At 73.3% G+C, this 26,422-nt stretch carries 22 protein-coding genes and 2 pseudogenes; 8 read left to right on the top strand and 16 right to left on the bottom strand.

Translation table 11 applies throughout. The features are described from left to right. Nucleotides 1–29: 29 nt before the first annotated feature. Nucleotides 30–476: a DUF1772 domain-containing protein gene (locus U5640_RS39565; protein ID WP_340384046.1), complete on the bottom strand. Its 447-nt coding sequence runs from the start codon at nucleotides 474–476 to the stop codon at nucleotides 30–32. 89 nt (nucleotides 477–565) lie between these two features. Between U5640_RS39565 and U5640_RS39560 the strand changes: the two genes are divergently transcribed. Both U5640_RS39560 and U5640_RS39555 read left to right on the top strand, forming a co-directional pair. Continuing rightward, the gene (locus tag U5640_RS39560) at nucleotides 566–1,144 is read left to right on the top strand and encodes a TetR/AcrR family transcriptional regulator (protein ID WP_340384045.1); all 579 of its coding nucleotides are present in this window, start codon (nucleotides 566–568) and stop codon (nucleotides 1,142–1,144) included. A 217-nt stretch (nucleotides 1,145–1,361) separates the two neighbouring features. Next, nucleotides 1,362–2,462 carry a PP2C family protein-serine/threonine phosphatase gene (locus U5640_RS39555; RefSeq protein WP_340384044.1) on the top strand — a complete coding sequence of 367 codons (1,101 nt, stop codon included), beginning with the start codon at nucleotides 1,362–1,364 and terminating at the stop codon, nucleotides 2,460–2,462. 132 nt (nucleotides 2,463–2,594) lie between these two features. Here U5640_RS39555 and U5640_RS39550 read toward each other — a convergent pair. After that, a pseudogene (locus tag U5640_RS39550) lies at nucleotides 2,595–3,783 on the bottom strand (amidohydrolase). A 183-nt stretch (nucleotides 3,784–3,966) separates the two neighbouring features. On the opposite strand from U5640_RS39550, the gene U5640_RS39545 reads away from it, so the two are divergent. The 3 genes and pseudogenes from U5640_RS39545 to U5640_RS39535 all read left to right on the top strand — a co-directional run. Then, nucleotides 3,967–4,194 carry a DUF6480 family protein gene (locus U5640_RS39545; protein ID WP_340384043.1) on the top strand — a complete coding sequence of 76 codons (228 nt, stop codon included), beginning with the start codon at nucleotides 3,967–3,969 and terminating at the stop codon, nucleotides 4,192–4,194. A 52-nt stretch (nucleotides 4,195–4,246) separates the two neighbouring features. Further along, complete coding sequence (locus tag U5640_RS39540; RefSeq protein ID WP_340384042.1) at nucleotides 4,247–4,591, top strand: hypothetical protein; 345 nt, start codon at nucleotides 4,247–4,249, stop codon at nucleotides 4,589–4,591. Nucleotides 4,592–4,854: 263 nt separating this feature from the next. After that, nucleotides 4,855–5,053, top strand: a pseudogene (locus tag U5640_RS39535) (Ppx/GppA family phosphatase); the annotation flags it as partial. A 303-nt stretch (nucleotides 5,054–5,356) separates the two neighbouring features. On the opposite strand, the gene U5640_RS39530 reads toward U5640_RS39535, so the two are convergent. The 8 genes from U5640_RS39530 to U5640_RS39495 all read right to left on the bottom strand — a co-directional run bounded on the left by U5640_RS39530 (nucleotide 5,357) and on the right by U5640_RS39495 (nucleotide 16,760). Then, nucleotides 5,357–7,477 carry a PQQ-dependent sugar dehydrogenase gene (locus U5640_RS39530; protein WP_340384041.1) on the bottom strand — a complete coding sequence of 707 codons (2,121 nt, stop codon included), beginning with the start codon at nucleotides 7,475–7,477 and terminating at the stop codon, nucleotides 5,357–5,359. A gap of 56 nt (nucleotides 7,478–7,533) precedes the next feature. Continuing rightward, nucleotides 7,534–8,736, bottom strand: coding sequence for a sugar phosphate isomerase/epimerase family protein (locus U5640_RS39525; RefSeq protein WP_340384040.1), 1,203 nt, complete (start codon nucleotides 8,734–8,736; stop codon nucleotides 7,534–7,536). 459 nt (nucleotides 8,737–9,195) lie between these two features. Further along, on the bottom strand, nucleotides 9,196–10,203 hold the full coding sequence (locus tag U5640_RS39520) for a sugar phosphate isomerase/epimerase family protein (RefSeq protein WP_340384039.1): 1,008 nt from the start codon (nucleotides 10,201–10,203) through the stop codon (nucleotides 9,196–9,198). Between the two features lie 31 nt (nucleotides 10,204–10,234). After that, on the bottom strand, nucleotides 10,235–11,482 hold the full coding sequence (locus U5640_RS39515; protein WP_340384038.1) for a Gfo/Idh/MocA family oxidoreductase: 1,248 nt from the start codon (nucleotides 11,480–11,482) through the stop codon (nucleotides 10,235–10,237). A gap of 68 nt (nucleotides 11,483–11,550) precedes the next feature. Further along, on the bottom strand, nucleotides 11,551–12,597 hold the full coding sequence (locus tag U5640_RS39510; RefSeq protein WP_340384037.1) for a substrate-binding domain-containing protein: 1,047 nt from the start codon (nucleotides 12,595–12,597) through the stop codon (nucleotides 11,551–11,553). Nucleotides 12,598–12,660: 63 nt separating this feature from the next. Then, on the bottom strand, nucleotides 12,661–13,689 hold the full coding sequence (locus U5640_RS39505) for an ABC transporter permease (protein WP_340384036.1): 1,029 nt from the start codon (nucleotides 13,687–13,689) through the stop codon (nucleotides 12,661–12,663). Continuing rightward, the gene (locus U5640_RS39500) at nucleotides 13,686–15,209 is read right to left on the bottom strand and encodes a sugar ABC transporter ATP-binding protein (RefSeq protein WP_340384035.1); all 1,524 of its coding nucleotides are present in this window, start codon (nucleotides 15,207–15,209) and stop codon (nucleotides 13,686–13,688) included. The genes U5640_RS39505 and U5640_RS39500 overlap by 4 nt, the downstream gene beginning before the upstream one ends. Nucleotides 15,210–15,578: 369 nt before the next feature. Beyond that, nucleotides 15,579–16,760, bottom strand: coding sequence for an ROK family transcriptional regulator (locus U5640_RS39495; protein ID WP_340384034.1), 1,182 nt, complete (start codon nucleotides 16,758–16,760; stop codon nucleotides 15,579–15,581). Nucleotides 16,761–16,961: 201 nt separating this feature from the next. Between U5640_RS39495 and U5640_RS39490 the strand changes: the two genes are divergently transcribed. Next, complete coding sequence (locus tag U5640_RS39490; protein ID WP_340384033.1) at nucleotides 16,962–18,182, top strand: metallophosphoesterase; 1,221 nt, start codon at nucleotides 16,962–16,964, stop codon at nucleotides 18,180–18,182. A 30-nt stretch (nucleotides 18,183–18,212) separates the two neighbouring features. Here the strand turns inward: U5640_RS39490 and U5640_RS39485 are convergent, their stop codons facing one another. The 5 genes from U5640_RS39485 to U5640_RS39465 form a co-directional block, all read right to left on the bottom strand. Continuing rightward, nucleotides 18,213–19,496 carry an MFS transporter gene (locus tag U5640_RS39485; protein ID WP_340384032.1) on the bottom strand — a complete coding sequence of 428 codons (1,284 nt, stop codon included), beginning with the start codon at nucleotides 19,494–19,496 and terminating at the stop codon, nucleotides 18,213–18,215. Nucleotides 19,497–19,671: 175 nt separating this feature from the next. Then, nucleotides 19,672–20,697: a 6-phosphofructokinase gene (locus tag U5640_RS39480; protein ID WP_340384031.1), complete on the bottom strand. Its 1,026-nt coding sequence runs from the start codon at nucleotides 20,695–20,697 to the stop codon at nucleotides 19,672–19,674. 51 nt (nucleotides 20,698–20,748) lie between these two features. Beyond that, nucleotides 20,749–21,672 (bottom strand): nitroreductase, encoded by a 924-nt coding sequence (locus U5640_RS39475; protein WP_340385609.1) that lies wholly within the window; start codon nucleotides 21,670–21,672, stop codon nucleotides 20,749–20,751. Nucleotides 21,673–21,737: 65 nt separating this feature from the next. Further along, a complete protein-coding gene (locus U5640_RS39470) occupies nucleotides 21,738–22,658 on the bottom strand; it encodes a pyridoxamine 5'-phosphate oxidase family protein (protein WP_340384030.1) in 921 nt (306 codons plus the stop codon). Nucleotides 22,659–22,706: 48 nt separating this feature from the next. Continuing rightward, on the bottom strand, nucleotides 22,707–22,994 hold the full coding sequence (locus tag U5640_RS39465) for a DUF1876 domain-containing protein (protein WP_340384029.1): 288 nt from the start codon (nucleotides 22,992–22,994) through the stop codon (nucleotides 22,707–22,709). A 318-nt stretch (nucleotides 22,995–23,312) separates the two neighbouring features. Here U5640_RS39465 and U5640_RS39460 point away from each other — a divergent pair, with 318 nt between their 5' ends. Both U5640_RS39460 and U5640_RS39455 read left to right on the top strand, forming a co-directional pair. After that, entirely contained in the window at nucleotides 23,313–24,179 is an 867-nt protein-coding gene (locus tag U5640_RS39460) for a universal stress protein (RefSeq protein WP_340384028.1), read from the top strand. Then, nucleotides 24,172–25,743: an AAA family ATPase gene (locus U5640_RS39455; RefSeq protein ID WP_340384027.1), complete on the top strand. Its 1,572-nt coding sequence runs from the start codon at nucleotides 24,172–24,174 to the stop codon at nucleotides 25,741–25,743. Before U5640_RS39460 ends, U5640_RS39455 begins: the two co-directional genes overlap by 8 nt. Nucleotides 25,744–25,784: 41 nt before the next feature. On the opposite strand, the gene U5640_RS39450 is transcribed toward U5640_RS39455, so the two are convergent. Continuing rightward, nucleotides 25,785–26,300, bottom strand: coding sequence for a DUF2231 domain-containing protein (locus tag U5640_RS39450; protein WP_340384026.1), 516 nt, complete (start codon nucleotides 26,298–26,300; stop codon nucleotides 25,785–25,787). Between the last annotated feature and the right edge of the window lie 122 nt (nucleotides 26,301–26,422).

The raw sequence follows: 26,422 nt of genomic DNA, 5'->3' as shown, positions 1-26,422 counted from the left end.
TCCGCCGGCTGCCGCGGGCTGCGGTCCCCTCAGGTGAGGGCGGTGGCCAGCAGGGCGAAGGCGCCGACGATGACGGCGACGCGGAGGTAGTGCCAGCGCTGCCAGCGGTTCAGCTGCTCCTTCCAGTCCGCGGGCCGGTTCTGCGGGGTCCACGTCCGGTTCCGGTTGTTGATCGGGACGAGCAGCAGGATCGACATGATCACGCTGAGGAGCAGCAGCGCGGCGGCGGCGACGACCAGGCCGGTGGCGCCGTCGCCCCGTGCGGCGACGGCCCAGACCGCGACGAGGACGAGCGAGCCGATGTACCAGAACGGCATGAGGGCGCCGAGCATCCGGCCCCCGTGGGCGTGGCCGAGCTGACCGGCGTCGCCGGGAAGTGCGTCGAGGATCCGGTTCATGACGAAGGCGACGGAGAACTCCACCCCCACCATCAGGCCGACGACCACGATGGTGAACACCTCAAGTGCGCTGAGCATGACGACCTCCTGGAATCTAGCAGTGCTATCCGATGTGGCAACGCTAGCGCTGCCACCGCTCAGTTGTCTAGCGGTGCTAGGATCGGGGTATGTCGGTAAAGGAACGCAAGGAGCGCGAGCGGGCGAACCGTGAGCGGCTCATCGTGACGACGGCCCGCGAACTCGCCGAGCAGCAGGGCTGGGACGCGGTCACCACACGCCGCCTGGCCGAGCGCATCGAGTACAGCCAGCCCGTCCTCTACAGCCACTTCCGCGGCAAACGGGAGATCATCGGCGCCGTCGCCCTGGAAGGCGCCTCCGAGCTGGCCGTCGCGCTGCGGGCCTCGACCGCCGCGGCGGACGGTCCGCGCGAGCGGGTCGCCGCCCTCGCCCGCGCCTACCTCGACTACGCCGAGCGCAATCCGGCGGTCTACGACGCCCTGTTCCAGCTCGACGGCGGGCTGGCGTATGCGCGGGAGGACACTCCGGAACCGCTCAAGGACGCCTTCGCCGCCCTGCTGGAGTGCCTCGGTGAGGTCGCCGGGGAGGGCATCCACCCGGGGCTGTTCACCGAGGTGTTCTGGGCGTCCCTGCACGGGGTCGCGACCCTGACCCGGGCCGGACGGCTCCCGCCCGAGGTCACGGAGGAGCGGGTGCGCCTGCTGGTGGAGCGCCTCGCCGTGCTCTGACCCGCCCTCCCGCACACCGTCCCTCACGCGCCGTGCCCGCGAGGCGGCGCGCCGGGCGGAACGGTCCCAGACTCGGAGAAGGGGCCACGTCGGGAAAGGGCCGGTGAGTGATGGCGGACGAACTGGGGGCCGCGCTGGGCCTGCTGCTGGAGCGCTCGCGCACCGCCTCCCCCAGCAGCTGCCGCGGCTGGTCGGGGATGCGGCCCGCCGGCTGGGAATGACGTCGGCGGCCGTCCACCTCGCGGACGTCCAGGAGGAGCAGCTGGTGCCGCTGCCCGGGGCGGGCGAGGACCCCGACCGCCCCGGCGGAGCGCTGGCGATCGAGGGGACGGTGGCCGGACGGGCCTACCGGACCATGACGCCGCAGCTCTCGCGCCGCAGGCCGCCCGCGGCCTGGCTGCCCCTCGTCGACGGCATCGCCCGGATCGGCGTGCTGCACGTCACGGCCGACGAACTCACCCCCGCCCTGCTGGACGACGCCAGGCAGCTGGCCGCTGTGACGGCGCTGGCCCTGGTGTCCAAGAGCGGATTCAGCGACCTGATCAGCCGTACCTCCCGCAGCCGCCCGATGACCACCGCGGCGGAGATGGTCTGGGCGTTTCTGCCCCCACGCACCCTGGGCACCGACCAGGTCACCTCCAGCGCGGCCCTGGAGCCCGCCTACGAGATCGGCGGGGACGCCTTCGACCACGGCCTGGACGACGGACGCCTGCACCTGACCGTCGTCGACGCGATGGGCCACGACCTGGCCGCAGGACTGGCCTCCGCCGTCGCGCTGGCGGGCTGCCGGTCCACCCGCCGGGCCGGTGGCAGCCTGGCCGACATCGCCGCCCGGATCGACGAGGACCTGCACCGATGGCGCCCGGGCGGTCTGCTCACCGGCGTCTTCGCACACCTGGACCTCGACACCGGACAGCTGGCCTGGATCAACGCCGGCCACCCGCCGCCGCTGCTGATCCGCGCCCACCGCGTCGTCCCGGGGGCCCTGGAGGCCCGGGGCGAACTGCCGCTCGGCCTCGGCCCGGGCTACCGGCCCTCCCGGACCGTGCACCAGGCCCAGCTGGAACCCGGCGACCGCGTCCTGATCCACACCGACGGCGTCACCGAGGCGCGCTCCGACACCCGCACGCGGTTCGGCGAGGACCGGCTCGTCGACTTCGTCACCCGCGCGCTCGCCGCCGGCGAACCCGCCCCCGAGGCCCTGCGCCGCCTCGTCCACGCCATCCTCGACCACCACCACGACCGGCTGGAGGACGACGCCACGATCGTCCTGGCCGAATGGCACCCGGCCACCGGGGAGACCGCGGACACCGGTTGACGGCCGGCGGCCGGGACCTGAGAACCGCGGGGAGGTGCGCTCAGCCGGATGCCGTCAACGGCCCAACGGCCGCTCACCCAGCGCCCGGGCGACGCCGTGCAGGTTGTCGGCCATCGTGCGGCCGGCGGTCGGTCAGTCGGCGGCGGCCGTCCGGTGCTCGGTCGCCGCGCGTACCCGTAGGTGCGGGTCCCGCAGGACGTCGAGTGCCGTGCCGGCCAGTGCCTCCACGACCGCCGACAGGACGTGCCGGGCCCGCTCGGAGGCGGCTGCCCCGGCGAACCGCGGGGTGTGGTCACTGCCGTCGGCGTCCATGATCGCGACGAAGGGGTGGATGGCGGGCACCCGGCCGCTGACGTTGCCGATGTCCGAGGAGCCCAGGTGGACACCGGGTGTCGGCGCGGTGAGCGTGATGCCCGCTGCGCTCAGATGACCGGCGAAGCGCTCGGAGAGCACGTGGTTGTCCCGGAAGTGCTCGTAGCGGACGCTCGCCCGCTCCACCTCGAAGGGACGTGCCGGTCGCCCGGGCCACCCCCTCCGCGCAGACACCGAGCCGGACCGCCAGGTCGTCCAGGGCGGCGGTGGTCGCCGCCCGCAGGCCGAAGCGGCCCTCGGCACGGTCGGGGACGATGTTGGTCGCCGTTCCGCCGTGCGTGACGATCCCCTGCACGTGCGAGCCCTCCGGCAGCCGCCTGCCGAGCGCCGACAGGACGTTGAACAGCTCGATCAGGGCGGCGAGGGCGTCGATGCCCTCGGTCGGGTCGCCGGTGGGATGGGCGGCCCGGCCGCGGAAGGCGACCCGGTACTGCTCCTGCGCGGTGAGCGGCGCCCGCACCCAGTCGTGGACACCGGGATGGAACATCAGCGCGGCGTCGACCTCGTCGAAGACACCGGCGTCCGCCTCCAGCGCCTTGCCGCCCCCGCCCTCCTCGGCCGGCGTGCCCACGGCCAGCACGCAACCGCCGTCGGCCGCCCCCCGCACGGCGTCCGCGACCAGCGCCGCCCCGAGCCCGGCGGCGGCGACCAGGTTGTGCCCGCAGGCATGTCCGAGGCCGGGCAGGGCGTCGTACTCCAGCAGCAGCGCCACGGCCGGCCGCCCCTCGCCCGAACACGCCGTGAACGCCGTCGGCAGGCCCGCCACGTTCCGCCGTACCCGAAATCCAGCCCGTTCCAGCTCGCCGGTGAGCAGGGCCGCCGCGCGATGCTCCGCGAAGCCGGTCTCGGGGTCCTCGTGCAGCGCGCACGCCACCCGCCACAGCGCCTCCGCGCGCCGGGCGGTCTCCTCGCGGACCTGGCGGTACGGGGCCGGCAGCGGGGTGGGCATCTCGTTCTCCTGCGCGTCGGGGCCGGTACGGCGGCCGGTGCGGGCGGGGCACATCGGCACGGGTTCCCCCCGAGGCGCGGGCGGGAACGTCCGCCGGGCCGCACCCGGTCCCGATGTGCGGCCGCCCCACGTGGGGCACCTCCGACCGTGGGTACTCGGAGCACCGAGAAAGGAGCGTGCACCATGACGACTCCCGACCCCGAGCCCGGGCGGACGTCCGGACTCGAACCAGGCGGCGGGGTGCCACCGGGTGAGACCCCGCCCGCCGAAGGCGGCACCTTCGGCATCTCCCCTCCTGAGCCCCCCGAACTGCGCAAGGGCTGGGGGCCGATGCCGATCGTCCTGATCATGATCGTGGTGGCGCTGGTCGCGGTCGGACTGATCGGGATGGTGGTGATGCTGATCGTGTGAAGCCGTGGACGTACCAAGGAAAGTCCGCCCCGATGAACAGGCAGGTCGACCCATGACGAAGAAGCCACGCGGCACCGGAGACCACGGCTGGGCCTCCGACGTGGACGAGACGCGCCAGCAGGACAACCCGAGCGCCGAGCGCTCCTTCCGTACCGCCGAATACGGCGGCGACAAGGGACCGGGCCGGAAGCGGTCCGAGGAAGAGACCCGGCCGGTCCCCGGCGACACGGTGGAGAGCGACAGCACCCGCGGCGAGGAACACGCCGAGGGAGGCCAGAAGAGCCACCGGTCCCAGGGCGGCCGAGGCCGCTCCGGGCGTCCGAGCGGCTCCAAGGACGCCCCCGCGGAGACCGGGGTCGACCCCCAGGAGTCCCGGTCCGGACACCGCCAGGGCTGAAGCCCTCCGGTGTGCCGGGACACGTCCTCGAGGACGGCCCAGCCCTGGTCGGCAGACCCGGCCGAGGGCGACCGTCATCTGTCCCGTCGGGGTCGCTCGGTACGGGGCTCCCAGGACCGTCCTCCTCACTCGCCCCGCCCGGCACCACCACGCGTCACGGCAGGACGCACGGCGCCCGGCGGGGCCGTCATGGGTCGCCGCGGAGGGGGACTCGGGACGCATGCGGGTGAGGGTGGTGGACGCGCGCGGGAGTGGGACGCGGCCGCGCGGTACGGGACGGCAGCGGAATCGGGCTGTGCCCGCTGCCGGGTTCGGTGGAGGCGGAGCTGACGTTCCTGGCGGCCCGCCGCCGGACGGGGTGGGCATCGGAGGCGGCTCGCCGGCGGTCGCCTTCGGGCCGGGCAGCCTCCCCGAGTCCGCGGTGCCCCTCCCGCTCGGCCGCTCGACGCGGACCGGCTGACGGCCGGCCGGCGGTCCCCCGGCGCGGGGGGCGGCTGGGCCGTACGGTTGCGGCGGCGGTCGCGCCGCATCTCGGTCTCGATGTGCTTGAGGAGGAGTCGATCCCGGAGCGGGATACGGGACCCGAAGCCCTCGTGCATGGTGGGCCTCCCGGGTCGTGCGACGGAGCCCTTCGGGTACCCCCGGCGGCACGGCGAATCGGAGCCGGGCCCGTTCCCGGGGCCGAAGGCGGTTGCCTGGAGGCGGTGTTAGCGCTCCAGGCAACCCGGGACGACCGCTACCGGCGGTGCTCGACCGGCATCGTCGTCAGTGTGCCGGGGTCAGTGCGACCTCGGCGCTGCCCGAGAGGGACGGCAGGCCGTCCGGGGGCGTGTCCTGGTAGGTGGCGTTGAAGACCGCCTTCAGGTTGTCGGCACCGGAATGCCCGCCGTCCAGGAAGGTCTGGAACGATCCCGAGCAGCCGTTGCTCGTCGACAGCGGGTGGCCGTGCGAGTCGTGGCCGAGGATGAACGAGACGGTGACTTTCGCGCAGTCCACCGGCTGGTCGTCGGTGACGTACACCTGCCAGGTGACGGTGTCGCCCCAGTGGAAGGCCGTGCCGCCGTGGGGGGCCGGGTCGGTGGTGAGCGAGACGACCGGCGCCTTGTTGCCGACCACGACCGGAACGGACGCGGAGGCCGAGCGTCCGGTGCTGTCGGTGACCTTCAGCGTGGCGTCGAAGACGGCGTTGCTGGTGAAGGTGTGGGTCGGGTTCGCCTCCCTGGAGTCCACGGTGCCGTCGGCGTCGAAGTCCCAGGCGTAGCGGAGGGTGTCCCCGTCGGCGTCCTTGGTGCCGGCGCTGGAGAACCGGACCGTCAGCGGGCTGGTCCCGTTGAGCACGTCCGCGGCGACCTGTGGCTCGGGGGTGCGGTTGCCGCGGGTGAAGTCGATGCGGGAGAGCTGGGCCTCCGGCAGCTCCGCGAAGTACCCGGTGCCGTATTCGAGGACGTACAGCGCGCCGTCCGGGCCGAACTCGGCGTCGATCGGACCGTCGGTCCTGATCGAGGGGATCGCGTCCTCGATCCTGCGCACCTCGTTGCCGCGGCCGAGGGTGATGGCCTTCATCTGGTCGCGGGTCCACTCGTAGAAGAGCGGCTTGCCGTCGTAGTACCGGGGCCAGCGGTTCTCGGCCGTGTTGCGCCGGTCGTAGTGGTAGGCCGGGCCGCCCATGGGGCCGATGCCGCCCGTGCCGAGTTCGGGGAAGGTGTCGGAGGCGCCGTAGCCGTAGACGATCTCCGCGTCCGTGACCGGGGGCAGCACGCTGCGGCCGGTGTTGTGGCGCGAGTCGTTGACCGGCCTGGCACAGTCGAACGCGCCGCTCGACCGCTGGGTGTCGAAGTCGTAGTCCTGGTAGGGCAGGCCGCGGGTCACGCAGAACGGCCAGCCGTAGTTGGCGGGGCGGTCGACGACCATCCAGCGGCCCTGGCCGGCGGGACCGCGGTCGGGGTTGCCGCTGTTGGCGTCGGGCGAGTAGTCGCCGAGGTACAGCTCGCCGGTCCGGTCGTCCACGGCGAAGCGGAACGGGTTGCGCAGGCCCATGGCGTAGATCTCGGGTCGGGTTCCGGGGGTGCCCGGCGCGAAGAGGTTGCCCTTGGGGACGACGTATCCGCCGTCGCTCCCGACCTTGACGCGCAGGACCTTGCCGCGCAGGTCGGCGGTGTTGCCCGCGGTGCGCCGCGCGTCGTAGGCCGGGTTGCGGCCGGGGCGGTCGTCGAGCGGGGCGTAGCCGTCGGAGGCGAACGGGTTGGTGTCGTCACCGGTCGACAGGAACAGGTTGCCCTTGCCGTCGAAGTCGATCTTGCCGCCGACATGGCAGCAGATGCCGCGGTCGGCCGGTACGTCGAGGATCTTCTGCTCGGTGGCGAAGGCGAGCGTGTTTCCCACGAGCTTGAACCGCGACAGCCGGGTGACCCCCCGGTACGCGGCGAAGTCCTCGGCCGTGCCGAACTGCGGCGCGTCCCCCTCGTTGACACCCGCGGTGGCCGGGTCGTCCACGGGGGTGTCGAGGCGGGGCGAGTAGTAGAGGTAGACCCAGTGGTTCTTGGCGAAGCCGGGGTCGACGGCGATGCCCTGCACGCCTTCCTCGTCGTGCTGGTAGAGCCCGGCGGGGCTCTTCTTCATGTCGGCGGCAAGGAAGTTGACGCCGCTTCTGGGGTCGTGGATCCGGACCTCGCCGGTGCGCGCCGTGTGCAGCACCCGCCGGTCGGGCAGGACGGCGAGGGCCATGGGCTCACCCGGGCGGTCGTTGAGGGTCACCTTCTGGAAGTCCGACGCGGCCGGCGGCACGGGAGCCGGTGGGGCTGCTTGCGCTGCGGGGAGAGGCAGGAGCGCGACGGCTCCGGCCAACGCAGCCGCCCCCGCGAGGGTGGCGATCCGTCTGTTGCGCACTCAGAACTCCTTCGGTCTGCGGGGTGGAGACGGTGACGGGGGCGGGTGACGCCGGGTCAGTGGCGGGCGCGCAGGGCCGCGAGGTTGTCGTAGCCGACCCGGGCGAACTCCAGCGACTGGCCGGGTGCGCTCGTGCTCGGCGCGTTGTCCTGCTCGACCATCGGGTTGTGGTGGTTCTTCGCGCCCACCCGGGTGAAGAACCTCCGGTAGTCGATGTCGCCCGTGCCGAACGGCACCATGTCGTAGCCGAGCCCGCTCTGGGGGTTGACGACGCCGTCCTTGGCGTGGAAAAGCGGGAAGCGGTGGGTGTTGCGGACCACGAGCGCGGCCGGGTCGAAGACACGTTCGCCCGCCGAGCCGTCGTGGGCGGTGTACGTGTGGAACTTGTACTGGGCCACGTGCGCCCAGAAGACGTCCAGCTCCAGATAGACGTTCCTGCGGTCCGTCATGGTCAGGAAGTACTCCAGCTTGCGGATGCCGGAGCTGCGGGTCGGCCGCCCCTGGGCGTCGAGCGGGCCGCCGTCGAGCAGGAAGTCGTAGGCGCTGTCGTGGTTGTGGGTGTAGAGCTTGACGCCCTCGCGGCGGGCGACGGCGCCCAGGGTGTTCCACTTCTCGGCGGCGACGTCCCAGTCGGCCCGGTAGGGGGTGGTGGTGGGGTCGGCGCCGGTGCCCATGTGCTCCATGCCGAGGATGTTGGCGATCTCCAGCCAGCGCTTGAAGGTGTCCAGGTCGGTCGGCGTCAGCGGCCAGGACGGCGGGATGTAGCCGTGGCTGCCCTGCGCCCGCAGCCCGTACGCGTCGAGCCAGGAGCGCAGCAGCCGCGCGCCCTTGACGGTGCCGAGATCGGCGCCGCCGGGTGCGTTGGCGTGCTGGCCGTAGCCCGCGAACTCCACCTGGCGGTAGCCGAAGCGCGACAGCTGCCGGAAGACCTCGCGGAAACCGGAGGGCAGGTCGGAGGCGAGCGGGTCGCGGCCGACCGCGTCACGGACGGTGTAGAGGATGATGCCGCGCTTGTGCGGCGGGACCAGGGCGGAACGGCCCCGGTCACCGCCTGCGGTCCCGGCGGTCCCGGCCGGGTCCTGCGCGAGGGCGGGCGCGGCGCCGAAGACGGGGGCCGCGATCGCCGCGGCGGAGGCGGCGGTGCAGGTGCCGAGGAAACGGCGGCGACTCAGGCCGAGCGTGCGGCGCAGGGCGTCGCCTGTGACGGTTTCGCCGGTGAAGGCTTCGCCGGTGACGGTCTCGTCGTGGAAAGCGGTCACAGTGATTCTCTCTTTCGTCGTGACGGTGGTGCGGGTGGGGGAACGGCCGCCGCCTCGGGCGAGACCGGCGATGCCGTCGACGAGCCGGGTCCGCGTGCGGGGGCGCAGCTTCGGCGGGAGCGCCTGCCAGGTGTAGGTCTCGACCTCCAGGTGCCGGGTGCACGGCCGCGCGGTGGGCGGGGCTCGGGAGCTCGGGGACCTGCCCCCGCCGCCGGCACCAGGGCGGCTCGGACCGCGGCACCGCAAAGATGCTCCGTGGCGGGCGCGGTCACGGTGTGGGGGCGGGCGGCGAGAGGGCCGCCGGCAGGGGAAAAGGGGGACCGGGGCAGGGGGGACCACCCCGACGGCACGGGGCGTCGGGGTGTCCCGGCCGCGGTCGCGACCAGGGCCTGTCGTGTGGATCAGGTCGGCTGGGCCGACGTAGCCGCGCGACGCGCGGCGTGATCCAGACGACAGGACCTATTTCTCGCCGCCTCCGAAGGCGGCGTCGAAGGACGCCGCGGGCGGGTCGAAGTCGAAGCGCTTCAGGTGGGCGAGGGCGCGCGGGGCGCCGACGAGGCGGTCCATGCCGGCGTCCTCCCACTCGACGGAGACCGGACCGTCGTAACCGATCGAGCGAAGCATCCGGAACACGTCCTCCCAGAGGACGTCACCGTGCCCGGCGGAGACGAAGTCCCAGCCGCGCCGCGGGTCGCCCCAGGGCAGATGGGAGCCGAGCCGCCCGTTGCGCCCGTCCAGGCGCTTGCGGGCCTCCTTGCAGTCGACGTGGTAGATCCGGTCCCGGAAGTCGTAGAGGAAGCCGACCGGGTCCAGGTCCTGCCAGACGAAGTGGCTGGGGTCGAAGTTGAGCCCGAACGCCGGCCGGTTGTCCACCGCCTCCAAGGCACGTGCGGTGGTCCAGTAGTCGTAGGCGATCTCGCTCGGGTGGACCTCGTGGGCGAAGCGGACGCCCTCGGCGTCGCACACGTCCAGAATCGGGTTCCAGCGCTCCGCGAAGTCCTCGTAGCCGCGCTCGATCATCCGCTCGGGCACCGGGGGGAACATCGCCACCAGATGCCAGATCGACGATCCGGTGAATCCGACGACCGTGTCGACGCCGAAGGCGGCCGCGGCCCGGACCGTGTCCTTGATCTCGGCGGCGGCCCGCCGCCGCACGCCCTCCGGCTCCCCGTCCCCCCAGATCCGGGCGGGCAGGATGCCCTGGTGCCGTTCGTCGATGGGGTGGTCGCAGACGGCCTGGCCGACGAGATGCTGGGAGATCGCCCAGCAGCGCAGGCCGTACTTGTCCAGCAGGGCGTGCCGGCCGGCCAGGTAGGCGGGATCGGCCAGGGCCTTGTCGACCTCGAAGTGGTCTCCCCAGCAGGCGAGTTCGAGGCCGTCGTAGCCGAATTCGGCGGCCAGTCGGCAGACCTCCTCCAGGGGCAGATCGGCCCACTGGCCGGTGAACAGGGTGAACGGGCGTGGCATGGTGCCTCCCAACGGGGTTCCTGCCGGTGTATTAGCGGACCACGGCCTCGACGGCCTGGACGGGGGTGTAGACGGAGTTCTTCTGCGCACTCTCCTCGACCGCGGCGAGCACCCGCTGCACCTGCAGACCGTCGGCGAACGACGGCACGGGGTCGGTGCCGGACGCGACGGCCTCGACCAGGTCGCGGGCCTGGTGGGCGAAGGTGTGCTCGTAGCCGAGCACATGGCCCGGCGGCCACCAGCCCTCCAGGTACGGGTGCTCCGCCTCGGTGACGACGATCCTGCGGAACCCCGCCGTGGCGGCCGGCTCCCGGTGGTCGAGGAAGTACAGCTCGTTGAGCCGCTCCAGGTCGAAGGCGAGCGACCCGGACTCCCCGTTCACCTCCAGCCGGAGGGCGTTCTTGCGGCCCGGGGCCATCCGGGTCGCCTCGAACGTGGCGAGCGCCCCCGAGGCGAGCCGGCCGGTGAAGACGGCGGCGTCGTCCACCGTCACCGGACCGCGGGCCGGCCCGGGGCCGCCGGAAGCGGTGGGGGCGGTAGGAGCGGTGAGTCCGGTCGGTGCGGAGGAGGCGCCGTCGAGGCGGGGGCGTTCCCTGACGAAGGTCTCGAGCTGCGCGGAGACGCCGACCAGCAGCTCACCGGTCACGTACTGCGCGAGGTCGACGATGTGCGCGCCGAGGTCGCCGAGCGCCCCCGACCCCGCGTGCTCCCGCTGCAGCCGCCAGGTCAGCGGGAAGTCGGGGTCGACCAGCCAGTCCTGGAGGTAGCTGACCCGCACATGGCGCACGGCGCCGAGTCTGCCCTCGGCGATGAGCCGGTGGGCGTAGGTGAGGGCGGGCACCCGACGGTAGTTGAAGCCCACCATGGCCACCTGTCCGCGTCCGCGGGCCGCGTCGGCCGCGGCGGCCATGGCCTCCGCCTCGGCGACGGAGTTGGCGAGCGGCTTCTCGCACAGCACGTGCTTGCCCGCCGCCAGGGCCGCGATCGCGATCTCCGCATGGCTGTCGCCCGGTGTGCAGATGTCGACGAGATGCACGTCGTCGCGAGCCACGAGGGCGCGCCAGTCGGTCTCCGCCGCGGCCCAGCCGTGCTTGCCGGCCGCCGCCCGCACCGCGTGCGCGTCGCGGCCGGCGATCGCGGCCAGGACCGGCCGCAGCGGCAGGTCGAACACGTGCCCGACGGTGCGCCACCCCTGTGAGTGCGCGGCTCCCATGAACGCGTAGCCGACCATGCCCACACCGAGTGCCGGCGGTGCGGTCCGACCGTCCCTCTGTTCCATACGGATTCCTCCACGTCGGAGTGTCAGTGACTCGTCGCTGTCGTCGCGGGCCGCGCGGCCCGGACCGGTCAGATGAAGCCGGTCGGCAGGTACTGGTCGACGTTGTCCTTGGTGACCACGGCCGAGTAGAGCGTCAGCGAGGAGGGGATCTCGAACTCGGCGAGGCCGCCGACGCCCTTGCCCTGGGCGAGCGCCCGGGCGAGGTCGATGGCGGAGGCGGCCATCGTCGGCGGGTACAGGACGGTCGCCTTGAGTACGCCGTTGTCGGCCTTGATGGCGTCCATCGCCGACTTGGCCCCCGCGCCGCCGACCATCAGGAAGTCGTCGCGGCCGGCCTGGTCGATGGCGCGCAGCGCGCCCACGCCCTGGTCGTCGTCGTGGTTCCACAGCGCGTCGAACCGCGACTGGGCCTGGAGCAGTTGCGCCATCTTCGCCTGACCGGACTCGACCGTGAAGTCGGCCGCCTGGCGGGCCACCTTCTTGATGTTGGGGTAGTTCTTCAGGGCGTCGTCGAAGCCCTTGGTGCGCTGCTGGGTCAGTTCGAGGTTGTCGAGGCCGGCGAGTTCGACGACCTTGGCGTTCGGCTTGTCCTTGAGCCGTTCGCCGATGAAGTGGCCGGCGTTGAGCCCCATGCCGTAGTTGTCGCCGCCGATCCAGCAGCGGTACGCCTCGGGGGAGGCGAAGACGCGGTCCAGGTTGACGACGGGGATGCCGGCCCTCATCGCCTGGAGGCCCACCTGGGTGAGGGCCTTGCCGTCGGCCGGCAGGATCACCAGGACGTCGACCTTCTTGTTGATCAGGGTCTGGATCTGGCCGATCTGCTGGGCGATGTCGTTGGAGCCCTCGGTGATCTCCAGCGTGACGTCGGAGTACTTCCCGGCACGGGACTTGGCGTTGTCGTTGATGGCGTTGAGCCAGCCGTGGTCGGCCTGGGGGCCGGCGAAGCCGATGGTGACGGCCTTGCCGGGCTTGTCGTCCGCGACCGGGGCGTTGTCCGCGGCCTGCTCCTGCTTCGCGGGCTCGTTGCTGGTGCAGGCCGTCAGCAGCGCACCGGCGGACACCGCCGCGGTGCCGAACAGCACTGCTCTGCGGCTGGTGGAGGGGATTCTTGCCATGGCGGATCGACCCTTCGACTGGGTGGTGCGCGGTGAGGGTGGGGCGGGGACCGGGCGGCGGCGTCAGGCGTCGCCGGGCGCCGAGCGGCGCTGGACCAGGACGGCGGCGACGATGATGGCGCCCTTGGCGATCTGCTGGACAGCGGTCTCCAGGTTGTTCAGGGCGAAGATGTTGGTGATCGTGGTGAACACCAGGACACCGAGGACGGAGCCGAGGATCGTGCCGCGACCGCCGCTGAGCAGGGTGCCGCCGATGATGGCCGCGGCGATGGCGTCCAGCTCGTAGAGGTTGCCGTTGGTGTTCTGGCCCGAGCCGGCCAGCACGATCAGCATGAACGCGGCGATGCCGCAGCACAGTCCGGACAGCAGGTACAGGTACAGACGCTGGCGGCGTACGTCGATGCCGGCGAGGCGGGCCGCCTCCGCGTTGCCGCCGACCGCGACGGTGCGCCGGCCGAAGGTGGTGCGGTTGAGCAGCAGCCAGCCGATGACGGTGACCGCGGCGAAGATCAGGACGAGGGGCGGGACACCGAGCACGTAGGAGTCCCTGGCCCCGAGATCGAGCACGGACGCCACGGTCACGATCTGGGTGCTGCCGTCCGTGATCTGCAGGGCCAGACCCCGGGCGGAGGCGAGCATGGCCAGTGTCGCGATGAACGGCACCATCCTGCCGTAGGCGATCAGCAGACCGTTCACGAGACCACAGCCCACCCCGACGACGACCGCGGTGAAGAGGACGCCCGTGAAGCCGAACTCCTGGGTGGCCACGGTCGTCGCCCACACGGAGGCGAGCGCCACGATCGCGCCGACCGACAGGTCGATGCCGCCGCTGGTGATGACGAACGTCATACCGACGGTCACGACGCCGATCACGGACGCCTGGGTGAGGACGAGTTGCAGATTGCTGGTCGCCAGGAACGCGTCCGGCGCGGTGATCCCGCCGACCGCGACGAGGACGGCGAGGACCCCGAGCAGGGACAGGCTGCGCACATCCCACCGCAGCCCGAGTCGGCGCGAACTCCTCTGCACTCCGGTGGACTTGGCGGCGGCCTCGGCCGCTTCCCGCTGCCCCGCGGTGGCCGGCTGCGTCATGGCGTCGGGCTCCCTTCCATCACAAGATCGAGTACACGGTGCTCGTCGAGCTCGCGGGCGTCCGCCGTGTGCACGACGCTGCCCTCCCGCAGGACCAGCACCCGGTCGGCGAGACCCAGCACCTCGGGCACCTCGCTGGACACCAGGAGCACGGCCAGGCCCTCGTCGGCCAGTCGGCGGATCACCGCGTAGAGCTCCGCCCGGGCACCGATGTCGACACCCCTGGTCGGCTCGTCGAGGAGCAGCACCTTGCAGCCCCGCAGCAGCCAGCGGGCGAGGACCGCCTTCTGCTGGTTGCCTCCGGACAGGGTCCTGACCGCGGCATCGGGATCGTCCGGTCGGAGGGACAGTTCCCGGACCGCCCGGTGTGCCGCGGCCCGCTCGGAGCGCCGGTCGAGCCAGCCCGCGCGCGCGAACCGGGACAGGGTGGAGACGGAGACGTTGCTGCTGACGGACTCCAGCATCAGCAGCCCCTGCGCCTTGCGTTCCTCGGGCGCGAGGCCGATGCCCGCGCGGACGGCGGCGCGGACACTGCCGGGGCGCAGCGGGGTGCCGTCGACGAGGACCCGGCCGGCGTCGGGCCTGCGGGCGCCGTAGACCGTCTCCAGGATCTCGCTGCGCCCGGACCCCACGAGCCCGGCCAGTCCGACGATCTCACCGGGCCGCAGTTCCAGGTCGACGGGGGCGAACTCCCCGCGCCGGGTGAGCCCTTCGACCCTCAGCACGGGTTCTCTCCCCGCCGCGAACCCGGCCGCGGGGCGGTCGGGGAAGACGTACTCCACCTTCCGCCCGGTCATCAGCGCCACGATCTCCTCGGTCGGCGTCGACTCGGCGGGCAGTCCGCCGGCGACCGACCGGCCCTCCTTGAGGACCGTGACCCGCTCGCCGATGCGCCGGATCTCCTCCAGACGGTGGGAGATGTAGATGACGGCGACACCCTCGGCCGTCAGATCGCCCACGATCCTGAAGAGGTTGTCCACCTCCTCGGGGTCGAGCGCCGCCGACGGCTCGTCCATCACGATCAGCCGGACGTCGTGGGAGAGCGCGCGGGCCATCGAGACGATCTGCCGCTGCGCCGCGGACAGTTCGCCGACGAGCCGCGCCGGATCGATCTCCGCGTGCCCGAGGCGTCGCAGCAGCGCCGCGGTCGCCGTGCGGGCGGCGGAGCCGCGCACCACGAACCCGGCGGAGGTGGGTTCGTGCCCCAGGAAGACGTTCTCCGCGACGGACAGTCCCTCGATCAGATCGAGTTCCTGGTAGATGGTGGCGATGCCGAGCCGCATGGCGGCGATGGGTGAGCCGAGGGTCACGGGGACGCCCTGCCAGGTGATCTCGCCGCCGTCGGGCTGGTGGGCTCCGGCGAGCACTTTGATCAGGGTGGACTTGCCGGCCCCGTTCTGGCCGAGGAGGCAGTGGACTTCGCCGGCTCGGACCTCGAGGTCCACACCGTCCAGGGCGCGCACGCCGGGGAAGGACTTGGTGATGCCGGACATGGTGAGCAGGGGTGGTCGTGGTGCCATGAGGAATCCCCTCGGCGGGTGCGGGCCGTGAGCGGACAGGGCTGTGAGCGGTCAGGGCGGGCACGTCGGTTCGGGTGGCCGGGCGGCTCCGGGGAGCCCCTGGCGGCGCGGGCTCCGGGGCGTACGGGTGAGGAGAGGGCGGGAAGGAGCAGGGCAGCGCGGGGCGGCGGGCGTACGGGCCCGGCGGCCGTGCACGCGGTGGGGGAGCCGGCCGCCGAGGGGTCGTACGGCGGTCACGGCGAGGGCGGCTTACGGGCTTGCGGCGTGGCTGCTGTGCAGGGCGCTGAGGGCCCGGGGATGGTCGCGTTGACGCGTCGAGGGGGCTGCTGACGACGGCGCTGTTCCGTCGCCCCCGGGGGCGGACGGAGGTCAGGCCGGTGAGAAGACGTGGTCGCTGATGAGCCGGGCCGCGCCGATGACTCCGGCCGCCTGTCCCAACTCGCCCAGCACGATCGGCAGATTACGGGTGGCCAGCGGCAGGGACTGCCGGTACACCTGGGTCCGGACGCTGGCCAGCAACGTGTGCCCGAGCCCGGTCACACCGCCGCCGATCACCACCAGCCCCGGGTTGAAGAAACTGACGAGCCCGGCGATGACCTGTCCCAGGCGCTTCCCGCCCTCCCGGATCAGTTCGAGGGCCACCGGGTCCCCCGCCGCCGCGGCGGCCGACACGTCCTCGGCCGTCAGACGCCCGGCCGTCTCCAGCCGGGCGGCGAACTGCGCCGACCGGCCCTCGCGCGCGGCCTGTTCCGCGTCGACGGCCAGCGCGGCACCGCTGAAGTGGGCTTCCAGGCAACCGCGGTTGCCGCACGCGCACGTACGTCCTTCCGGCTCCACCTGGATGTGACCGATGTCGCCGGCGCTGCCCGTCGTCCCACGGTAGACCTCGCCGCCGACGACGATGCCGCAGCCGATGCCGGTACCGATCTTGACGCAGAGGAAGTCGCCCACGGAGCGCGCGACGCCCGCGTGCTGCTCCCCCGTCGCCATCAGGTTCACGTCGTTGTCGACCATGACCGGGCAGCCGAGTTCCTGGCTGAGTGCCTCCCGGACCGGGAAGCCGTCCCAGCCCGGCATGATCGGTGGCGCGACCGGTACGCCCTCGGGGAAGCGGACCGGCCCCGGGACGCCGATCCCGGCGCCGTCGAAGCCCTCCGCGAGACCGGAGGCCCTGAGCTTGGCGGCCATCGACAGCACTTGCTCGAAGACCGCCACCGGACCCTCACGGACGTCCAGGGGCTGGTTCAGATGCCCCAGGACCTCCAACTCCGCGTTCGTCACGGCGACATCGACCGATGTGGCACCGATGTCGACACCGAGGAAGCGCAGGGTCGGCGCCAGTCGGATGTTGTGCGACCGCCGGCCGCCCCGGGACGGGGCCAGCCCGTCCGCGACCACCAGCCCCGTCTCCAGCAGCCGGTCCACCTCGACCGCCAGCTTGGAACGGGACAGGTCCACCAGATCGCCCATCCGGGCACGGGAGTGGGACCCGTTGTCACGCAGGAGACGAAGCAGCCGCGCCTGGTGAGCGTTCTCGGGTCGAGCGGTCATCCGTCTCACGGCCCCTCCCCTCTCCGGCGCCTGTGCCGTCAGGCCGTCAGGCCTTCGGAGAGGAACGTAACAACCATTTTCCAGCCTGGGAAGTAGTTACGCAGCAGTAGGCTCCCACTTTTTCCAGTCGCAGGACAAAGTAGGGGGTCCGGAGTGAGCGGATACAGTGCGAGGGACGGCAGCCCGGCCAGGGGGGAAAGCGTGACCGACACCAGCGAGACCCGGCCCGCCGAGGGCGAAGCGCCTTCGCAGCGGCGGAACCGACTGCACCGCCTGATCCGTTACCTCCCCCTCATCGCCCCCGTCCTGCTGTGGGTCGTGCCCTGCTGGGTACTCCTGTACGGCGGCCAGCACTGGCCGCTGCCCGTCACGACGGCCGGCACCGCCCTGTTCGCCCTCGGTCTCGTCGGGATGCCGCTCGCGATGGCGCGCGGCCACGGCCGGCGCCAGCAGGACCGGGCGGCGATCGTCGGGGACACCCTGCTGGGCACCAGCTGGGTCCTGTTCACCTGGTCCGTGCTGCTCGGCGTCCTCCTGCGGCTCGCCCTCACCGTGGCCGGCGCCGGCGGGAGCCAGGACCGGGCCCGGATCGTCACGTGGGCCGTCCTCGGCGTCACCGCGGTCCTGCTCGCCTGGGGTCACGCCGAGGCCCGCCGCGTCCCCCGCGTGCGCCGGCTCGACATGCCCCTGCCCCGGCTGGGTGCCGGACTGGACGGCCTGCGTGTCGTCCTCGTCACCGACACCCATTACGGCCCCCTCGACCGCGCCCGCTGGTCGGCGCGGGTGTGCGAGACGGTGAACACCCTGGAGGCCGACCTGGTCTGTCACACCGGGGACATCGCGGACGGCACGGCCGACCGCCGCCGCGCCCAGGCCGCCCCCCTCGCCACCGTGCGGGCGACCCGGGCCCGGGTCTACGTCACCGGCAACCACGAGTACTACAGCGAGGCCCAGGGCTGGGTCGACCTGATGGACGAGCTGGGCTGGGAGCCCCTGCGCAACCGCCATCTGCTGCTCGAACGGGGAGGCGACACCCTGGTGGTCGCCGGGGTGGACGACGTCACCGCCGAGTCCTCCGGACTGGCGGGCCACCGGGCCCACCTCGCCGGAGCCCTCGACGGCGCCGATCCCGACCTGCCCGTCCTGCTCCTCGCCCACCAGCCCACGTTCGTCGACCGGGCGGCGGCCGCAGGCATCGACCTCCAGCTCTCCGGCCACACCCACGGCGGCCAGATCTGGCCCTTCCACCACCTGGTCCGCCTCGACCAGCCCGCCCTCGCGGGACTCAGCCGGCACGGCGCCCGCACCCTCCTCTACACCAGCCGCGGCACCGGCTTCTGGGGCCCGCCGTTCCGGGTCTTCGCCCCCAGCGAGATCACCCTCCTCGTGCTCCGCTCCCCGCACGCGCCCGCCTCACCGTGAGGGGGGCGGGCCGGAGACCACCGTGCGCGCTCACGCCGTGGTGCGGGCGGTGCGGGGCCGCTGCCCGCCGCCGGTGAGCGGTGCCCGGTCGTCGCCCCGGACGGCGGTGCGCACGGCGGTGAGGGTGTAGGCCAGTGCCGCGGCGGCCACGATCGCGAGCAGCGCGAGACCGGCGGCGTAGGTTCCGTACTCGCCGTACAGCGAGCCCATCACCAGCGGCGGCAGGAATCCGCCCAGTCCGCCCGCGGCGCCGACCACCCCCGTGACGGAGCCGACCCGCTCGGCCGGGGTCAGCAGGGCGACCAGGGCGAAGGTCGCGCCGCTGCCCGCGCCGAGGGCCGCGGCCATGGCCAGGAAGGCGACCGTGCCCGCCGGGGCCAGCGCCGGGGTGAACGACTGCCCCACGGCCCCGGCCACGACCACGGCCAGCGAACCCGCCAGCACCCGGACCGGCCCCAGCCGGTCCGACAGCCAGCCGCCCACCGGCCGCATCGCCACCGCGAGCAGCACGAACCCCGCCATCCGGTTCGCGGCGTCCGCCTGTGTCAGGCCGTAGCCGGTCTTGAGGTAGGTGGGCAGGTAGACGGAGAAGGCCACGTAGCCGCCGAACGCCACCGCGTACAGCGCGGATGCCTGCCAGGTGACCCGCAGACGGAACGTGGCGGCCAGCCGGCGTCCCAGCGGCCCGGCCGGCACCGTCCGCCCCGGCGCGTCGCGCAGCAGCAGCGCCGCGGCCACGGCGTAGACGGCCAGCGTCACTGCGGTGATCAGGAACGGGGTGGCCATGCTGTGCGCGTCGACCAGCTTCACCGTGGTCAGGGCGCTGATCGCGGTGCCGCCCATGCCGGCGCCGAAGACACCGATGGCCAGGCCCCGCCGCTCGGGCGGGAACCACGCGTTGACGAAGGGGACGCCGACGGCGAACGCCGTGCCGCCGATCCCGAGGAAGAACCCACCGGCCAGCAGGGCGGTGAGCGAGGAGTGCCCGGCCAGGCCGAGGTAGAGCACCGGGACGACGGTGCCCGCCGTCACGACCGGGAACATGACCCGGCCGCCGAACCGGTCCGTCAGCGCTCCCACCGGGACCCGGCCGAGGGAGCCCACCACGACCGGCACCGCCACCAGCAGCGACTGCTGGAACGACGACAGGTCCAGGCTCTCCTTGAACCGCGGGCCCAACGGGCTCAGCAGCGCCCACGCCCAGAAGTTGACCGCGAAACCCGCCGTGGCCAGCGCCAGCATCAGCCACGCCCGACCCGGCACCGACGGCCCCGACGGGGAAGCCCCGTCCCCCGGTTTCGACTGCTCGACCATGTCGCCCGCCCCTTCCTCCGCACGGTGGACCGCGCCACCGGGGCGCTCACGCGGCGTCCCGTGACCACTGTCGTCACGGGGCCCCGCCCGGGCACGGGGCCATCGGGCCCTGTCGGCGGCCGGACGGTCCCCGGTCCTGGACCCGGCCGTCCCGCCCGGCCGGCGGCGGAGGGGATCAGCCGAAGAACACCCCGAACTCGTCGTACAGGGACAGATCCACCGTCTTGTTCCGCGCCCCGGGCTCCGGCAGCGCGGTGCGGACGATCCGCGTGCCGCGCAGGGCCACCATCGTGCCGAAGTCCCCTTCCCGCACCGCGTCCACGGCGTGCAGCCCGAAGCGGGTGGCCAGCCACCGGTCGAAGGCGCTCGGCGTGCCACCGCGCTGGACGTGGCCGAGGACCGTCGTACGGGCGTCCGTGCCCGTGCGCCGCGAGATCTCCCGCGCCAGCCACTCGCCGACACCCGACAGCCGCACATGGCCGTACTCGTCCAGGGACCGGTCCTTGAGGATCTCCCGCCCCTCCACGGGCACGGCCCCCTCGGCGGCGACCACGATCGGCGCGTAGTTGGTCCTGAAGCGGCTCCGCACCCAGGCACACACCTGGTCGATGTCGAACGGCCGCTCCGGGATGAGGATGGCGTTGGCGCCGCCCGCGACCCCGGCGTGCAGGGCGATCCAGCCGGAATGCCGCCCCATCACCTCCACCACCAGGGTGCGCATGTGCGACTCGGCGGTGGTGTGGAGGCGGTCGATGGCCTCGGTCGCGATCCCGACGGCCGTGTCGAAACCGAAGGTGTAGTCGGTGCCGACCACGTCGTTGTCGATCGTCTTCGGCACGCCGACCAGCCGGATCCCCTGTCGGCCGAGTCGGGCGGCGGCACCCAGCGTGTCCTCTCCGCCGATCACCACGAGCGCGTCGATTGCGTGCGCGGCAAGGGTGTCCTGGACGCGCCGCACCCCGTCCTCGTGTGCGAAGGGGTTCGTGCGGGAGGAACCGAGGACGGTCCCGCCGCGGGGCAGGATCCCCCGTACGACGGACACGTCCAGCGGCACCACCTTGCCCTGGAGCGCGCCCCGCCATCCGTCGCGCAGACCGACGAAATCGAACCCGTACTCCTGGACGCCCTTGCGCACGACGCTGCGGATGACGGCGTTGAGACCGGGACAGTCCCCGCCGCCGGTCAGCACCCCGACTCTCATGGCGTCCTCCCTTCGCCGCTTCGTCCTCGGTGGGAGCGGCCCCGTCGTACGTCAGGGCCGGATGTCGAGTACCCGCGAGACGTCCCGGCGTGGGGTGGCGGGGCCCCGGGGGCCGTAGCCGAGGCGCAGCACGACCTGGGTGGGGCCCGTCCCGGTCGCCGGGTCGCGCAGGGGCCAGCGCAGGTCCGTCCATTCGAGGGGCTGGGTGGCGAAGGAGGCGGACAGGCCGTGCAGAGTGGCCAGGAGCAGGACGCGTTCCATGGCCTGGCCGGCGCGGAGCCAGTCCTCGCGGCGGTCGTGGACCGTGCTGACGAGGGCCAGTTGCGGGCTCTGTTCGAAGTCGGCGGCATCGCGTCCGGCCGTCGGCCGCGCCCCGGCGAAGTCGCGCATGGGGGCCCGGCCGCCGCGCATGCGCGGCCCGTAGGCCCAGTGCGGGACGCCCTCGCCGGCGCTGCCCACCGACACCGCGTCGCCGCCGGTCCACCGGATCAGGTCCTGGTCGCTGCCGGGGTCGGTACGGTTGCGGGCCTCGGCCTCGCGGAAGAGTTCCAGCACCTCCCGCAGATGCCATCCGGTGGGGAACGTCAGCGTCGCGCCCTCGGCGTGCGCGGCGGCGACAAGAGCCTCCCGTACGGCTTCGGGGATCTCCCTCTCCTCGAACGGCTGACGGCTGGTGTGCCGCCGGTGGATCGCCGGATGCAGCGCGCCGAGGTCCCGTTCCCCCTCACCGCCGTCGGTCAGCCGCACCCTCGCGAGGAGGGCGCGGTCGGCGGGGTCGGGCAGCAGCACGGTCTCGGGGCGCAGGCCCTCGTGGACGACCGCCACCCTCAGGTTCAGCAGGGCGGCGGCGCAGCCGAGATGCAGGGCCCGGGTGTCGGGGTCGGCGTGCGGCATGGTGCGCTCGAAGTCCGCGCGCAGCTCGAAGGTGCGGCTGTGCCGGAGAAAGCGGAAGCGCCAGGGCTGCGCGTTGTGCATGGACGGCGCGGCGGCCGCGTCATGGACCAGGGCCGCCACCCGGTCGTCGGAGAGTGCTTGCCGGATCACGGGGAACCTCCCGCGCGCGGCGCCTCCTGCCCTTCTGCGGTGATCCTGCGGCCGGTGAGGCTCGTGGGGCGGATGGACACCCACATCGCGCGTTCACCGCCCGCCCAGGGCGGGGTGTGGGCGTGCTCGGTGAGGCCGCGCACCTCCTCCGGCCGCGTGACGACGCTCGCGTGGCCGACGGCGAGCACGCTCCACCCCTGGCTCAGGGCATCGTCCACGTGGTCGACCTCGAAGGCGACCTCGGTGCCCACGGCCGCCGCGGGCAGCGAGTCCGGGGCGGTCCGGAAGGCGATGGTGTCGCCCACGACCTCGTAGTTGACCGGTACGACCGCCGGGCGGCCGTCGGACGAGGTCACCGCGACGCGTCCCACGCCGTGGGTGGAGAGCAGGGAACGGCATTCGCCCTCGTCGAGATCCTGGAGTCGGGGGTGCAGCAGCGCGTGCCCCTGGCCGGGTGGCAGCCCGGTCCCGCCGCCGCGCAGCGCGGCGACGGTGGTGCCCAGCGCGTCGGCGAGCCGGATGAGAGCCGCCACACTCGGATCGGCGGGGTGCTCCTCCAGGTACGACAGGTAACCGGGCGACATCCGGGCGCGGCGGGCCGTCTCCTCGAGGCCGAGCCCCTGTCTGCGGCGTTCGGCGGCCACGCGTCGGCCCAGGTCACCGGGATCGGTCTCCGGACCGAGCTCCGAACGGGGCTCCGTACGCGGCTCCGTACGCGGCTCCGTATGCGGCTCCAGATGGTGAACGTGCGCGTCGGGACCGGGGAACACGAGCGTCACCTCGTCCGTGTCCGACCAGCGCACGTCGTACGGCGGTGTGCCGTCCTCATGGCGGAGTCCGACGATCTCACCGTCGCGCCGGGCGGCGCCCGACGTCGTGCTCTCGATGACGAGCTGGTCGCCGACGTGAGCTCGCATGGTGACCACCTCTCCTTTGGTTCCTTCGGGATGGTTCAGCGGCCCGCCTCACAGGAGCCAGCCGGCGGCGTGCTGCGTGCCCGGCCGCGGTGCGCCCACCCCTTCGATGTCCCGCTCGGCGGCCTGCAGCAGTTTGCGGGCGAGATCGTTCATCGCCCGGCCCGCCGCCAACTCGTCGCCGATCTCCGGCACGTCGCGGTCCGCCGGATGGCAGTGCGCGGTGCCGTGGCCGGTGAGGGCCGTGGTGCCGGTGTCCAGCACCAGATGGGCCTTCGTCGTCCCCTCGTCGTCCTCGAAGATGTGGAGACGGGCCTTCCATTCCGCCGTGTGCGACATCGCCATCCTCCTCATCCGGTACGGACCGCGGACCGCGACGCATGAGCCGTGTGCGCGTGAGCCACCCGTCGCGCCTCCACCATTTTCTCCGCGGAGTACGGGTACGGCGCGTCGGCCGACAGCGGCCCGCACCCGCCGGCACCACGGCGCGGGTGCCGACGGCCCCGTGGCCCCTCCACCCTCCGACACCGGCGGGCTCCGGTCACAGGGCCGAAAGTCCCTCGCGGACCGGCGTCCGGCCCCCCTCCCCACGTCGCCCACATGCGCGAGGGAGGCGAATGGGGTATTCCTCGATAGGGGAGAGACGGAGGCCGCGCCATGCAACCCGTCGTCACCGTGGGCCTGGACGGCTCACCCGAGAGCCTCGCCGCCGCCCGCTGGGCCGCCGACGAGGCCGAGAAACGGGGACTCGCGCTGCGCCTGCTGCACGCATGGCCACTGCTGGCGCCGGAACCGGCCCGCGTCGCCACCGAGGTGGACCAGAACTACTGGGCGAAACGTCTCGTCCACACCGCCCAGGCCGAACTCCAGGCGCACCACCCGGGGCTGACCGTGCTCGGCACCCTGGTACCGGAGGACGCCCAGGTGGCCCTCGTCAGGGCCGCCGCGGATTCCGAGATGGTCGTGCTCGGCTCCCGGGGGCTGGAGTCCATCGAGAGCTACGTCATGGGCGACATCAGCATGCCGGTCGTGGCGCGGGCCGAGCGGCCCGTCGTCCTGGTCCGCGCCGAGCGGGCGGAGCAGCCGGCCTCCGGTCCCCCTGGCCGCGTGGTCGTGGCGCTCGGACTGCGCACGCCCGGTGACGAGTTGCTCGACTTCGCGTTCCACTCCGCCGCGGCCCGGGACGTGCCCCTGCTGGCCGTCCACGGCCACAGCGTGCCGCTCCACGCGCGGATGCCCTGGGGTGCGGACCACACCGTCACCGAGGAGATCACGAAGGAGGCGCGCAAGCAGCTGGGCCGGGCGCTCCGCCCCTGGCACGAGAAGTACCCGCAGGTGGAGGTGGTCGACAGCGTCCGTCTGACGAGCCCGGCCAAGGCCGTCCTGAAGGCCGCCGAAGGTGCCGCGCTGCTGGTCGTCGGGCGGCGGGCGCACCACCACGGCGGGACACCGCACCTGGGGCCCGTCGCGCACGCCGCCCTGCATCACGGGCGCTGCCCGGTGGCCGTCGTCCCTCATGACTGAGCGCGGTCACCCGGCACCGGCCGGAGCGGGGGGTCCGCCGCCCCGCGCGGAGGTGTGCGAGACGCACTCCGCGATCGTGTTCTTCGTCGGCGATCGCGCCTACAAGGTCAAGAAACCGGTGGATCTGGGGTTCCTGGACTACGGCTCACGGGCCGCCCGCCGGGCTGCCTGCACACGCGAGGTGACTCTCAACCGCCGTTTCGCACCGGACGTGTACCTGGGCCTCGGCGAGTTCACGGGTCCCGAGGCCGGGGGCGGGGACGGGGCCGGGGACGGAGACGGGGAACCTCTCGTGGTGATGCGCCGGATGCCGGCGGACCGACGCCTCTCCCGGCTCGTCCGCACCGGTGCTCCGCTCGACGACGACCTGCGGGCCGTCGCCCGTCGGCTCGCCGCCTGGCACGCCGAGGCGCCCCGCGGCCGGGACGTGGACGAACAGGGCACGCGGGACGCGCTGGCGGCCCGGTGGGAGGCGAGCTTCGCGCAGATCCACGCGTCGGCCGACGACGGCTCCCTGCCCGACGGCGTGCCCGAAGGAATGCCCGAGGTCGAGCGGCTGGTGCGCCGCTACCTCGCGGGCCGGGAGCGGCTCTTCGACTCCCGCATCGCCCAGCGGCGGGTGGTGGACGGCCACGGCGATCTGCTCGCCGAGGACGTCTTCTGCCTCGACGACGGCCCCCGTGTCCTGGACTGCCTGGAGTTCGACGACCGTCTGCGCTACGTCGACGGCCTGGACGACGCCGCCTTCCTCGCCATGGACCTGGAACAGCTCGGCGCCCCGGAGGCGGCGGCCTCCTTCCTCGCCCGGTACAGCGAGTACTCCGGCGACCCCGCGCCCCCGTCCCTGTGGCACCACTACGTCGCCTACCGCGCGTTCGTCCGCGCCAAGGTGTCGCTCATCCAGGCGGGCCAGGGAGCGCCGGGCGCGGAGCCGGCGGCTCGACGGCTGATCTCGACGACCCTGCGTCACCTGCGCACCGCCGCCGTCGGACTCACCCTCGTCGGCGGGCTGCCGGGCAGCGGGAAGTCCACCCTCTCGGGTGCGCTCGCCGGCCGGCTGGAGGCCACGCTCCTCAGCAGCGACCGTCTGCGCAAGGAACTCGCGGGTGTCCCGCCGGAACGGTCGGCCGCGGCCGCCTACGGCGAGGGGCTGTACACGCCCGAGTGGACGGCCAGGACCTACTCCACCCTGCTCGACCGCGCGGCCGCCCTGCTGTCGTCCGGCGAGTCCGTCGTCCTGGACGCCACCTGGTCCGCCGCGGAGCAGCGCACGGCGGCCCGGCACCTGGCCGAGCGCACCGACGCCGACCTGGTGGCCCTGCACTGCCGGGTCCCGGGCGAGGTCTCGGCGGCCCGCCTGAGCACCCGCGCACCGGGCATGTCCGACGCGGGGATCGAGGTCGCCGCCGCCATGGCGGCCACGGAACCCCCGTGGCCCGAGGCCGTGGCCGTCGACACCGGCGGACCACTGGAGTCCGCCGTCGCCCACGCGCTGGCGGCCGTGCGCCCGTGGGGCCCGGGGCAGGCCCCGGTCTTCCGCCGCCCGTACATGGAACCGGACTAGCCGGACCGGCCCGGACCGGCGGGCGCGGATCGGGGAGGGGTTCAGTCGTCGTCCCCGCCGCCCGACGCCGTCTTGGAGAAGCCGTCGTGCCACGCCGCCTTCGCTCCCGAGTCGCCGATGCGGTAGACGTCCACGACGGCTCCCGCGGCCACCACGAGGGACAGCACCGCGGCCGCCACCCGCAGCGGTGCGCCGGGGCGGCGGGCACCGTCCGAGGCCGCCGGGCCGGACGCGGCGGCGCGGCCGGTGGCCCACCAGACGGCGGCGGCCAGGACGAACAGGCCGCCCACCCAGGGGAGCAGGCCGTCGCCCAGCTCGGCGTGCCGGCGCACCAGGGCGTTGCCGTCGACGTGTCGCTCCAGCCACTCCCCCGCCTGCGTGGTGAGCGGCACGCTCACGAGCGTGACCAGGGCGAGCGCGGGCAGCACGACACCCATGCGCCGCGCCGCCCCGGGCCGTAGCGCGCAGACGACGAGCGCCAGGGCGGTCAGCGGAACGAGGACGACGACGACATGCACGAGCAGTATGTGTGCGGGCAGGCCGTTGACCAGGCTCATCGGCAATTCCTCCAGGGGATCGGGCACTCACCGTGCGGATCGGGCGCGCCAGCCTGGCACAGGAACTTCTCAGCTTCTTCTGAGAAGGGGCCGGGACGGGCGAGGAGGGCCGGTTGGGGCCG

Origin of the sequence: Streptomyces sp. SS7 (assembly GCF_037993025.1) — a bacterium.
Taxonomy (GTDB): domain Bacteria; phylum Actinomycetota; class Actinomycetes; order Streptomycetales; family Streptomycetaceae; genus Streptomyces.
Note: the sequence above shows the minus strand (reverse complement) of the source record. Positions and strands in the feature narration are given on the sequence as shown.